Origin of the sequence: Gordonia soli NBRC 108243 (genome assembly GCF_000334455.1) — a bacterium.
GTDB classification, from domain to species: domain Bacteria; phylum Actinomycetota; class Actinomycetes; order Mycobacteriales; family Mycobacteriaceae; genus Gordonia; species Gordonia soli.
Genome location: NZ_BANX01000026.1, coordinates 77,681 through 89,664, shown reverse-complemented (window position 1 = coordinate 89,664; position 11,984 = coordinate 77,681). Strand labels below are relative to the sequence as shown.

Here is an 11,984-nt window from a genome sequence, read left to right as displayed (position 1 = left end):
TCATCGGTAGCCGGTCAGATCCACTTCGCGCAGCGGGCATCCGCCGTCGACGTACAACCGCCCCGCCGGCGTCAACAGATCGGCGATGCATTGCAGCGCCGATGAACTCCGATCCGGGTGACGACCGTCGAGGACCCCCACCCGGAGTGCGATGGCGATGTCGAACCGTGCGTGGTGCGAGGCGACGAACTCCTCGATCTCGGCTCGCTGGAACGACAGCCACGGCAATCGGTCGGCCTGGGTCGAGCGCGCCGTGGCGATGGCGTGCGCCGAGCGATCGATGCCGAGCACGGCACCTCGGGGACCGACGCGCCGTGCGATCTCACGCGCGGCCGCGCCGGGCCCGCAACCGATCTCGACGACGCGCAGCCCGGGTGAGAGCGGCAGCGCGTCCACCGCCGCGGACAGTCGACCCGACAGCCGATCGGTCATCGGGCCTGCTCGTGACCCGACTGCGGCGCATCCCGTGGCCCGACGACGGCATACCGCGCGCATGCGAATGCCTTGTTGCGGTCGAGGTCGATGAGTTCCAGGTCGTACGCGCGCGGGAACAGCGGACGCCCGGATCCCAGGGTGACCGGTGCGTAGCTCAGGTGGACCTCGTCGAGCATTCCCGCCTCGGCGAACTGCCCCGCCAGGTCTCCACCCCCGACCACCCAGAAGTCCTCGTCGCCGGCGGCATCGACGAGCTCGTCGCGTCGATCGACCACCGGTCCGGCCACGATCCGGATCGAGTCCGCCACCGGCTCGACGTCGCGATGGGTGAAGACGAAGGTCGGTATGTCGTACGGCCACGGATTGCCGGTTCGTATCTCGTGATCGACCACCCACTCGTAGGTGGTCGCACCCATGGCCATCGCGCCGATGGTGCCGAAGAACGCGGAGTAGTTCATCGGTCCTTCTTCGTCGATCGGTTGCGTGAGCAACCAGTCCAGGGAGTCCCCCTCGTCGGCGATGAAACCGTCGAGAGTTGTTGCGGTGTAGTAGTGGAAGCGGGTCACAAGAGTCCTCCGGATCGGTCGCGGTGCCATTGGATGGGGTCGGGGTCGAGTCGCGGGTCGGCCGTGGACACACCGGCGTCCTGGAGCATCCACCGTGCGAGTTGTCGGCGGTGTGCGGCGAAGGTCAGGACATGGGCGACGATCTGCGACATGAGAAACGACTCCGGTGGTTCGCAGAGCGCATCGATCACTCGGTCGCCCCACGCACCACGACGGTCGATGTCGCGCACGATCGCCAGCCAGCGCGGTGCGAGGTCCCGGTGCCGGTCGATGAGGCCGGCCACCGTCAGAGTTGCCGACTGATCGGGCATGTCTGCACCCTCGATGGTGGCGATCCAGGGCTCCTTGGACATCACCAGGTGTGTCAACACCTCGGCGAGGGACTCGTCCGGTCCGTCCCATTCCAGCGTCCGTGATCCGGGCAGCCGCTGTGTGCGGAGTGCGTCGTCTCCGATCGCCTTCGCGGCATCCAGCAGCGCACTCACGTCATCCAGATCGTGGCGGATCATCAGGGCCAGAACGTCACCCGACGACTCCTCACGGGCGACGCCGTTGTCGACGTAGAGGACTGTCGGCGAATGGAAGTGGATTCCGTTGGGTGCGGGGAGCCAATGGCCGCGTTCGGTCGGTGAGCCCATCTGGGAGGGGGCGTGTCCATAGGCGCGTGCGAACGCCCGACCGAATCCCTCGACCGAGTCGTACCCGGCGGTGAACGCCGCGTCGGTGACACTCGTCCCGCGCTGGACCTGCCAGGCCGCACGCTCGAGCATGACCCTCCGCCGGAGCGCGACCGGGGACTCGCCGGCGTGGCGGGACAGCTGCCGACTGAAGTGGAACTGCGACGCGTGGGCGCCCGATGCCATCGAATCGAGCGTCGCGTGGTCGTCGGCGAGCACCGCGTCGATCAGTTCACGGATCCGATCGCGTCCGGGCGTGGTCATGAGTTCAGTATCTCCGTCCGGGGGCGTTCTCGACCCGACCGTTCTTGCTCACCGCGGTCGCATCCGGACACGAGGTCGCCTACGCCGACCTGTTGACACCGTGGCCGCCGACCCCGTTGGATCAGCGCAGGTGTCGACCCGAGTCGGGCGGCTGAGAACGAGACCCGGAGGCCCGCGTGCCCGTCGATGTCGATCCCGAGACCGATCCCCGCGAGATCGTCCTGGGTATGTGGCGGGAGCTCGCCGCGCGGAACTGGTCGCGGGTCGCAGACCACCTCTCCGACGATTGCATCTACTTCGACGTGCCGTACGGGCCGGCGTTGTCGGCGCGTGGGCCGGCCGACATCGTCGCGAGACTGAAGGTGGGGCTGGAACCGTTGGCGGCGTACACCAATCACGACGGGGTGTTGGTGGCCGACGGCGCCGACGTCCTCTACGAGCATGCCGAGACCTGGGAGTGGTCGTCGGGGGAGTCGGTCGTCCTGCCGTTCGTGACCGTGCACCGTGTCGCCGACGGTCGGATCACGCTGTGGAAGGACTACTGGGACGCCACCACCCTGGTGTCCGCGGCACCCGCCGAGTGGATGACGCAACTCGCGTCCGCAGACACCGATTGGCTGTACGACGCCACCGATGAGTTCAGCTGACCCGGGTCACCGGTTGCCGAAGTCGACCACATCGAGGAACAGCGGCATCTCGCCGGTCTTCCGACCGGTGTGTTCGGCCACCGTCGCGACCGGACCGCCGGTCGATATCAGCCGGTCGATGAGGTCCTCGGAGGCGACCTCTTCGGTCAGGTCGAACGACGTGAACACGTAGGGGAGTCCTTTGGACCGCAACGGGTCCGGTGCGACATGACGTGGAAGTGCAGGTGCGGGGCGTCGGTGTTGCCGAGCTTGGCGATCGTCTGTCCCTCGGTGAGGTCGTCGCCGACCTTCACACCACCCAGACTCCCGGTCGTCAGATGTGCATACAGCACGTATCGGCCGTCGCCGATCTGTTGCACGATGTGGTTGCCCGCGTACTGGTCGAGAGGGAGGCCGGTGGGGGCGGTTCCCGCGGTCTGTTCGGGGAGGTCGTCGCGCAGTCCGACGATGCGACCGGGTGCGACCGCGTGGATGTCGTCGTCGAAGTACGGGTACGACTCGACCTTGGTGGGGTCGCCGACGTAGAGCCTGCCCGCCGGATCGAGTTGCACGAAGTCGATGGCGAATCTCTCCGCCAGCCAGAACGATCCGTCGATCGGGTTCGCCGCGCCGCGGTGCGGAGTGATCTCGCAGCATCCGTTCGCGTCGAACCAGCCGGCGCCGCGGAGCGGTGGCGCGATCTCGACCGGCTTCTGGTCCGACACGGTGACCTCGGCGATGGGTTCGGCGATCTGCGCCGGCAACAGTGGCGGTTCGGGCTTCTCGGGCGCCACGGTCACCACGTGACTCAGCGTGCGGGGCACCGCGTCGGCGTCGACCGCCACGTCGAGCCACAGCCGCCCAGCCTGCCCGGGACTGAAGATGTCGGTCGGTGCCGATGTCCCGAAAACCCTGAGCCAGTTGCTCAACGTGGCCTGGTCGAGCGTCAGTAGCGACTTCCCGTCACCCTTCACCTCGACGGCGCGGATGGTCATCCGTTGGGGGCTCGGGTTGGTCAATGCGACCTCGTAGACGAGGTGGGTCTTGCCGTCGGTCGCGGGCACCGGGATGGGCGGGTCCATCACCGCTCCCGTCACCGGCGTGATCACGTTGGCCGCACTGGTGGACGCGGATGCCGCGGCCGAGGTGGCCGTCGATGCCGAATCTGCACCGGAACACGACGTGAGGAGGACGGCGGTGACGACTACGGCGACCAGGTTCACGGTGGCGATCCGTGGCTTCCCCGGGCGACCGTACCATCAGATGACACGGCTTGACCTGTGGTTTCGTCGGAATTCACCGAGGCGCGCCTCAGTCGCGTGCGGTCTCGTCCCGACTACGCCGTTCGTCGACGACGAACAGCACCAGGGTGCCGACGAGGACTGCGGCCGGCACCCAGACCGCGTGGATCCCCCAGGTCTCGGTTGCGAAGGCGCCGACGACCGCTCCGACGATGAAGGCGCCGACGACTCCGATGTAGATGCGAAAATTGCGCCGCGACGCGGTGTCGCGCTCGATGGTCGCGGTATAGCCGGATTCGACGAGGCGGGCGAGATTCCCGGTTGTCGCGATGGCCATGTACGGTAGCTCGCCGATGGTCCGGAACAGTTCGAACTGCATCGCTGCGACGAACGCGATCGGCACGGTGGCGATCCCCGGAGGCCACGATGCAGGCAGGAACCCGACCACGACCAGTAGCACTGCCTGCGCGAGCATGGTCCACCGGATCGGGTGGGAGAGTGCGTTGTCCATCCGGCCGGCCTTGATCGCGGCCGCCGAAGCGACGCCGGCGACGAAGGCGAGGATCGGCCAGAGATGGGCGAGGGCGCTGCCTGCGCGACCGTTGGCAAGGTCGAGGGCGCCCAATACGACGTTGGCCGTCTGGGCATTGGCGAACACCCCGCCGCGGGCGAGGTAGGTGTACGCGTCGAGGAAACCGGCGGCGCCGGTGACGATCAGCGCGAATCGCAGCGTCGTGGTCGTCGCTCGCGAACCGGCACCCATGCCCGAAGGATACGTCCGGTCAGTCCCGACTCAGGAGCGGAACGAGCGCTTGCGTCTTCGCGTCGTCCCACCCCGGCGGCCGGAGGATCTCGGCCCAGATGTAGGGGATCGCGGCCCGGTAGTTGTGGCCGTGTCCGTCCGGGACGCCGACCGAGACGGCCATGTCGGCCGACACCTGGAGGAAGGTGACCAGGGGGATCCACCGGGTCGATCCCACCACATCCGCTCCGCGCTCTTCACGAAGCCAGTCGGGTTTGGTGAGTGCCAGGTCGGGCGACCACCAGGTGATGGGATCGGAGGCGTGCTGCAGATACACGATGCGCGAGTCACCCCACGCGGTCCGGGGTCTGCCGAGATCGGCGGTGTCGGCGACGAACCGGGCCTGTCTGCCGTTCTCGTACACCGGGAGTCGTTGCGGCGAACCCGGATCGCGGTCTCGGGTGGCGTCCTGCCACAGGCCGTTGCTGAACGTCGGTCCGACGAAGAAGGCGCCGTCGGTGCGTGCCGCGATCGACGGGATGGTCCCGAATGCCGACTCCCCGGCGAAAGAGCCCAGGCTCTCACCGAACACCACGATCCGAGGCCGCTCGGCTTCGCCGATCGCGCTCACGCGCTCCCAGACGGCCTCGAACAGGGCGCGCCCGGCTTGGCGCGCGCGTTCGCGATCGACCAGGAAGGAGAGCCAACTCGGCAGGTAGGAGTACTGCATGCTCACCGTCGCGACGTCGCCGTCGGTCATGTATTCGAGGGAGTCGACCGTGGCTTTGTTGAGCCATCCCGAGCCGGTGGTGGAGCCGATCGCGATGGTTGATCGTCGGAGGCCACCGGCCCGTTCCAGTTCGCGCGCGGCGAGTTCGGCCGTACGACGGATCGTCGGGGCGGACTTCAGTCCGGCGAACACCCGGATCGGTGCGAGCGCCTGTCTTCCGTTGAAGGCGGTCAATTGCTCGGTACTGGGTCCACTCGAGACGAACAGGCGCCCCTCACGGCCGAGCGAGTCCCAGGTGACGAGGGAGTCCGGACCGCCGGATCGCAATGACGACGTCGGCGGCGCCGAGTCGGCGACGGTTTCGTCGTTGGCGGCCGCGAACGACGAGTTGAGCCATTGCATCGAGTAACGCGCGACCACACCGTTGAGGATGAACACGGTCAAGGCCATCACCAGGGTCGCCGCGATCGTCGCGGAGATCCGCGGCGGTGCGATCCGGTTGAGCTTGCCGACCAACCATGACACCGATCGACCCCACGCCTGGCCGAGTGACATGAGCACCCCGAACACCACGAGAGCGACCGCAGCGGTCACCGGATAGGCTGTCCACGACAGGTGTTCCACGCCCATCAGGTCACGGATCTCGTTCTGCCAGCGGGAGAACCAATACAGCATCGCAGCGGTGCCGATGACGGCGACACCACCGAGACATGTCCACCACCGACGTCCGGGACTCGGCCACGGATCGGTGCGCGACATCATGTATCCGGCCAGCCAGGCGCCGAACACACCGATCCCGTATCCCATCGCGGCCGACGCCCCGCTCACGATGCCCTGGAACAACGGGCCACGCGGCAGCAGCGACGGCGTCACCGAGAACCACAGGAGCAGCAGCGCGATCACCATGCCGCTGTAGGCGTACCGGTGACGATGCCGGGTGAAACGATCGGACCACGTCGGCCGACCCGCACCGCCGACGTCGGCGATGCCGGGCTCCGAGGCCGCGGGGATCTCGACCTCGGACGAGGTCTCCGCGTTCACCTCATCTGCCGGTGTCCCGATATCGGTCGACTCGCTCGTGGACACCTGTGCTCCTGCGCTGACACTCGTTCGGGTGGAGCGGCAAGAGTATCAGCAGGTGACAGCGCGATCTGCGCGACGACCCGCCTGCCGACTCAGCCGAGGCGCTCACCGGTCGACGGGTCGAACAGGTGGACGGCCGTGGACGTCTGGCGGATCCGGACGCCCTCGCCGAGCTTCGCCGGGGCCCGCTGCGGTGAGCGGGCGACGATGATCTTCGAGTCGCTGTCGAGGGGCGTGATGTCAGGGTCGTCGATCCGCGCATACACGTATGTCTCGCTGCCGAGTTCCTCGAGTAGCGCCACGTCGGCATTGATCCCGTCACCGCTGTCGGCGAGCGAGAGGTGCTCGGGACGGATGCCGACGATCACCGACGACAGCCCGGATCTCCGGAGCAGCGCGTCGGATTCGGCATCGAGGTCCACGGCGGCTCCGGCGATGCGGATGACACCGTCGCGTACCGGCGCGGTGAACAGGTTCATCGCGGGTGAGCCGATGAACCCGGCGACGAATGCGTTCTTCGGTCGGTCGTAGAGGTCGGTGGGGGTGGAGAACTGTTGGAGCACCCCGTGGCGGAGCACCGCGACGCGGTCGCCCATGGTCATCGCCTCCACCTGGTCGTGGGTGACGTAGACGGTGGTGGTGCCGAGTCGACGTTGGAGTGCCGCGATCTGCGAGCGCGTCTGGACACGCAGCTTGGCGTCGAGGTTCGACAGTGGCTCGTCCATACAGAAGACCTGCGGCTCACGGACGATGGCCCGGCCCATCGCGACGCGCTGGCGTTGGCCACCGGACAGCTTGGCGGGCTTACGGTCCAGGAAGTCGGTGAGGTCGAGGAGCTTGGCCGCCTCGGCGACCTTCTCCTTGCGCTCGGCCACCGGGATGCCGCGCATCTTGAGCGCGAATCCCATGTTCTCGCCGACCGTCTTGTTCGGGTACAGCGCGTAGTTCTGGAACACCATGGCGATGTCCCGATCCTTCGGCGCGACCCCGACCATGTTCGACCCGCCGATGCGGATCTGACCGGAGTCGATCTCCTCGAGACCGGCCAACATGCGCAGCGCGGTCGACTTGCCCGATCCCGACGGACCGACCAGGACGACGAACTCGCCGTCGTCGATGTCGAGGTTGAGCGAGTCGACGGCGAGCTTCTCGGCGCCGGGGTAGACACAGCATGCGTTGTCGTAGGTGATGGAAGCCATGGGAAATCTCTCTCCTGGTGAGAAGGGAATCGGGTTACTTGATCGCGCCGAAGGACAGGCCGCGGACGAGCTTGTTCTGGGCGACCCAGCCGGCGATGACCACCGGGAGTGCGGCGAGCACGGATGCCGCCGACAGCTGCGCCCAGAACAGTCCCTGGCCGGACATGAACCCGGTGAGGGCGACCGGCATCGTCTGCGCGTTGACCGCCGTCAGGTTCACCGCGAAGAAGAACTCGTTCCACGAGAAGATGACGCAGATGAGTGCCGTCGCGGCGATACCGGGTGAGATCAGCGGGAGGATCACCTCACGGACCGAGGTCCACAGGCTCGCACCGTCGATGCTGGCCGCTTCCAACAGTTCTCCCGGGACCTCGAGGAAGAACGACCGCATCATCCAGACGGCGATCGGGAGGTTCATCGCGGTGTACAGGATGATCAACGTCCAGATGTTGTCGAGCATCCCGATGCGACCCACGATGACGTACAAGGGGATGATCGCCGCGACGATGGGCAGCATCTTGGTGCTGATGAAGAAGAACAGCGCGTCCTTGGTCTTGCGAACCGGGCGCAGCGACAACGCGAACGCGGCCGGAATGCCCAGCAGCAGCACCAGGATCGTGGACACGACGGTCGCGAAGACCGAGTTCAGCAGTGGCGTGGCGATGCCGGAATCGAAGACGGCCTTGAACTGGTCGAGTGTCGGCGTGAAGAAGAACGTCGGCGGATCGGTGGCCGCCTGGTTCTCCTGTTTGAACGCGGTCAGCACCATCCAGAGCACGGGGAAGAAGAATCCGAGCCCGACGATCCAGGTGATCACGGTCAGCAGTGCGTCCTGTGGCCGCCTGCGGCGTCTGATGTTCAGCTCGGCGGCGGTATGCGACCCGGTGGTCGCCGGCCGGGGTGCGGTGGTGGTCATCAGGCTGCCTCCTCGGCTCCGCTGAAACTCTTGAAGATGAGTCGGATGGCCAACGATGCGACCACGATGGTGCCGATCACGGTCACCACACCCATTGCCGCCGCCTGACCGATGTCGAAGCCGAGAAATGCGCGCTGATAGATGTAGAACGGCAGGTTCGCGCTCGCCACACCCGGGCCACCGGATGTCATCATGTACACCGCGTCGAAGGTGTTGACCAGGTAGATGGCTCCCAGCACGGTGCCCAGTTCGATGAACCGACGCAGATGCGGCAGTGTCAGCTCACGGAACAACCGGAAGCTCGTCGCGCCGTCGACGCGTGCGGCCTCGGCGATGTCCTTCGGCATCGACTGCAGCCCGGCGAGGATGAGCAGCATCATGAACGGAGTCCACTGCCAGACCAATTCGGCCATCACCGACATCAGCGGGAACTCACTGAGCCAGTCGACGTCGATCCCGAGCGGACTCAGTGCCCAGTTGACCAAGCCGTTGGTGGGGGAGAGCAAGCTCGTCTTCCACAGCAACGCGGCGGCCACCGGGGTCACCAGGAACGGCGTGATGAGCAATGTCCGGACAATGCTGCGGCCGATGAACTTCCGGTCGAGCAGTAGCGCGAAGATCAGTCCGAGAACCACCGACAGGACCACGGTGCCGACGATCAGCACGATGGTGTTGAGGGTGACCTTCCAGAACTGACCGTCCTGGAAGACTTCGACGTAGTTGTTGAGTCCGTTGAATTCTCGGGAGCCCGGGCGGACGAGGTTCCACGACTGAGTCGAGTAGTAGAGCGTGAACAGGAACGGGATCTGCGTGACCACTATCATGAAGATCAGGGCCGGGAGCAGTGGTCCCCGTCTACGCCACCCCTCGGCGCGAGAGATGTGGTCCCGCTTGGAGGTCGGGGTGCCCGACGAGTCGGGTCCGGCGGGGGTCGGCCTGTCGGCCAGCGCGGTCGCCATCACGTCACCTCTTGTCCTGGTATGTCTTACCCACGACCTCGGCATAGGTCTGGGCCTGGGCGAGTGCGTCCTCGACGCTGATCTGACCGGCGATCGCGGCACTGATCTGCTGGCTCACCCGGGTTCCGAGATCCTGGAACTCGGGGATGGCCAGGAATTGGATACCGGTGTACGGCACCGGCTTCAGCGACGGCTTGCTCTGGTCGGCTGCCTTCATCGAGGTCAGTGTCGGCTCGGCGAACGGGCCGGAGATCTTCTGGTATGCAGGCAGTTCGTACGTGGAGAGCCTGCTGCCCGGCGGGACGTGGCTCGGGCCGAGCTTGTCTGCGACACCTGCGATGTAGTCCTTGCTGGTCATCCACTCGATGAACTTCCAGGCATCGTCCTTCTTCGCACTGCTCGAGGGGATGCCGAGCGACCAGGTGTACAGCCATCCGTTGTCGCCCTTGGCCTTGCTCGGCGCGAGGGCGTACCCGACGTTACCCGCGATGGTCGACGTGTCCGGGCTCTCCAGCACCGACACCGCCGACGTCGCGTCGTACCAGATCGCGGCCTGCCCCTGGGAGAGCAGATTGCCGCACTCCTGGAACCCGGTGGACGCCGCGCCGGCCTCGCCGTAATTCCGGACGGTGTCGACGTAGAACTTGACCGCCTCGGTGACCTCCGGGCTCGTGAGCTGCGCATTCCAGTTCTCGTCGAACCAGCGGCCGCCATAGGCGTTGATCACGGTGTCCAGCGGCGCGAGGATCTCTCCCCAGCCGGGCTTGCCGCGTAGACAGATCCCGGCCACGCGATCGCTGTGCAGTCGTCTGGCGGCGTCGGCGACCTGGGGCCAGGTCGGTGCCGCGGGCATCTCGATGCCCGCGTCCGCGAACATCTTCTTGTTGTACATCAGGAACGACGACTCGCCGTAGAACGGCGCCGAGTACATCGAACCGTTGTACGAGAGTGCATCTTTCAGTGTCGGGATGAAGTCATCCGGGTCATAGGCGGGGTCAGCTGCCATGTACGGCGAGAGATTGACCAACCAGCCGTTCTCCGCCCACATCTTGGTCTCGTAGTTGCTGATCATGACCACGTCGAACTCGCCACCACCGGTGGCGACCGACGCGGTGATCTTGGCCCGTGCCTCGTTCTCCGACAAGGTCACGAACTTGAGGTTGACCCCCGGGTTCTCCTGTTCGAACTCCTTCGACAGCGACACGGCGTCGGTCATCTGGGAGTTCGAGACCATCGCGATGGTCACCGCCTCGCCGCCGCCGGTCAGCGAACCGGCACCGGAGCACCCGACCGAGAGTCCGAGCAGCGCACCCAGACCGAGTGCCGCGCAGGCCTTCGCAGTCCGCCGGTCGCGCCTCTCGCGCCGGCGCAATCGTGGTGTCACAGTGATCACCCTTGACCTTTCTGTTGGGCCAACAGCCATGTCGCGGTCGGCAGATCGGTGACGAGGATCGTGGCGTATCCGCCTCGGAGTGCGCCGAGAACGGATTCGCGGCGATGGGTCCCACCGGAGGTGAGGATGGTGGTCGGGCAGGCGCGTACGTCCGCGAGAGCCACCGAGACAGTGCGATCGACCAGGGTCGACTCGACCGCCACACCGTCGGCATCGTAGAAGCGGCCGCCGATCTCTCCGACCGCACCGAGATCATGGAGCTCGTCGAGGACGGCTGCGTCGATGTAGGCGCCCTCGAACAGCGTCGTGGACGTCGAGACCGAACCGACTCCGAAGAGCATCACCGAGGCGGTCTTTCCGGCGAAGAGTGCCTGCGAGAGAATCGAATCCCGGTTCAGCGCGCGGACGGTGGCAGGGTCGGCGTACAGCGGGGCGACCAGACGCATCGGCTGCGCGCCGAGCCTTTCGGAGAAGCGCGAGAGTGCGTGATCGACACCGGTGTGGTACTCGACCGACGTCATCGAGCCGTCCATCTGAACCACCCGTCGGCAGCTCGCCGCACCGGAGAGCGCATCGGCGACCGCCACCTGCTCCGGTCCCCAGGTGAAGCCGAAGGTGTCGCCGAGCTGGAGACGTCGCGTCAGGACCGAGGCTCCGGCGCGGCCGAGAGCCGCATTGCCCGAAGCGCTTCCGTCGGCCTGCTCGTCGATGATCAGCACTTCGTCGAGTCCGAAGACCGATTCGACCTCACGCTCCTCCTCGGTGTGGATCGACGGGCTCAGGTGTTCCGGCGCAGTCACCGTCACGTGCACGAGGCCCTGTGCGCGCGCCCGGGCGACGAGTCGCCCGGCGGTCGGTCGGGAGAGGCCCAGTCGGGCGGCGATCTCGGCCTGCGTCAGACCTTCCAGGTGATACATGGTCGCTGCGCGGACGAGCAGTCGCAGATCGTGTCCCGACTCCGAGGAGGTCCGCTGCGGCGAGGACATTGGGCGACTCCGTGTGTTCGGTCGGGTGTGTTCGGTGTGCCGATCCGGATCGCGATCGACGAACGATAGGGTGAGCAGATGCTCACTGGCGGTGCATGTGCTCATTACGCTAACATCGGACATGTGACCTACGCAACAACCAGCTCGAAGAGTGATCTGACATCCAC

General features: G+C 66.4%; 13 protein-coding genes. 1 reads left to right on the top strand and 12 read right to left on the bottom strand.

The window, feature by feature from the left end; genetic code table 11:
- From GS4_RS17380 to GS4_RS17370, 3 genes are read right to left on the bottom strand one after another with little or no spacing between them, the layout of a single operon-like run.
- Positions 1–432, bottom strand: coding sequence for a methyltransferase domain-containing protein (locus GS4_RS17380; RefSeq protein ID WP_007622953.1), 432 nt, complete (start codon positions 430–432; stop codon positions 1–3).
- A complete protein-coding gene (locus tag GS4_RS17375; protein ID WP_051989766.1) occupies positions 429–1,031 on the bottom strand; it encodes a dihydrofolate reductase family protein in 603 nt (200 codons plus the stop codon). The genes GS4_RS17380 and GS4_RS17375 overlap by 4 nt, the downstream gene beginning before the upstream one ends.
- The gene (locus tag GS4_RS17370) at positions 998–1,942 is read right to left on the bottom strand and encodes a helix-turn-helix transcriptional regulator (protein WP_007622949.1); all 945 of its coding nucleotides are present in this window, start codon (positions 1,940–1,942) and stop codon (positions 998–1,000) included. The genes GS4_RS17375 and GS4_RS17370 overlap by 34 nt, the downstream gene beginning before the upstream one ends.
- Before the next feature lie 176 nt (positions 1,943–2,118).
- Between GS4_RS17370 and GS4_RS17365 the strand changes: the two genes are divergently transcribed.
- Positions 2,119–2,589: a nuclear transport factor 2 family protein gene (locus tag GS4_RS17365; protein WP_007622947.1), complete on the top strand. Its 471-nt coding sequence runs from the start codon at positions 2,119–2,121 to the stop codon at positions 2,587–2,589.
- 6 nt (positions 2,590–2,595) lie between these two features.
- On the opposite strand, the gene GS4_RS26250 is transcribed toward GS4_RS17365, so the two are convergent.
- From GS4_RS26250 to GS4_RS17325, 9 genes are all read right to left on the bottom strand, one after another.
- Complete coding sequence (locus GS4_RS26250; RefSeq protein ID WP_007622945.1) at positions 2,596–2,757, bottom strand: hypothetical protein; 162 nt, start codon at positions 2,755–2,757, stop codon at positions 2,596–2,598.
- Entirely contained in the window at positions 2,736–3,791 is a 1,056-nt protein-coding gene (locus tag GS4_RS17360) for a M23 family metallopeptidase (protein ID WP_007622943.1), read from the bottom strand. Before GS4_RS17360 ends, GS4_RS26250 begins: the two co-directional genes overlap by 22 nt.
- Before the next feature lie 88 nt (positions 3,792–3,879).
- Positions 3,880–4,572: a YoaK family protein gene (locus GS4_RS17355; protein ID WP_007622941.1), complete on the bottom strand. Its 693-nt coding sequence runs from the start codon at positions 4,570–4,572 to the stop codon at positions 3,880–3,882.
- Positions 4,573–4,591: 19 nt separating this feature from the next.
- A complete protein-coding gene (locus GS4_RS17350) occupies positions 4,592–6,367 on the bottom strand; it encodes an alpha/beta hydrolase (RefSeq protein ID WP_245555739.1) in 1,776 nt (591 codons plus the stop codon).
- 89 nt (positions 6,368–6,456) lie between these two features.
- Positions 6,457–7,563, bottom strand: a complete 1,107-nt coding sequence (locus GS4_RS17345) for an ABC transporter ATP-binding protein (RefSeq protein ID WP_007622930.1) — start codon at positions 7,561–7,563, stop codon at positions 6,457–6,459.
- A 34-nt stretch (positions 7,564–7,597) separates the two neighbouring features.
- Positions 7,598–8,479: a carbohydrate ABC transporter permease gene (locus tag GS4_RS17340; protein ID WP_007622929.1), complete on the bottom strand. Its 882-nt coding sequence runs from the start codon at positions 8,477–8,479 to the stop codon at positions 7,598–7,600.
- Entirely contained in the window at positions 8,479–9,438 is a 960-nt protein-coding gene (locus GS4_RS17335; RefSeq protein WP_007622927.1) for a carbohydrate ABC transporter permease, read from the bottom strand. The genes GS4_RS17340 and GS4_RS17335 overlap by 1 nt, the downstream gene beginning before the upstream one ends.
- 4 nt (positions 9,439–9,442) lie before the next feature.
- Positions 9,443–10,822: an ABC transporter substrate-binding protein gene (locus tag GS4_RS17330; RefSeq protein WP_007622925.1), complete on the bottom strand. Its 1,380-nt coding sequence runs from the start codon at positions 10,820–10,822 to the stop codon at positions 9,443–9,445.
- A gap of 5 nt (positions 10,823–10,827) precedes the next feature.
- Positions 10,828–11,817 carry a sugar-binding transcriptional regulator gene (locus GS4_RS17325; RefSeq protein WP_007622923.1) on the bottom strand — a complete coding sequence of 330 codons (990 nt, stop codon included), beginning with the start codon at positions 11,815–11,817 and terminating at the stop codon, positions 10,828–10,830.
- Between the last annotated feature and the right edge of the window lie 167 nt (positions 11,818–11,984).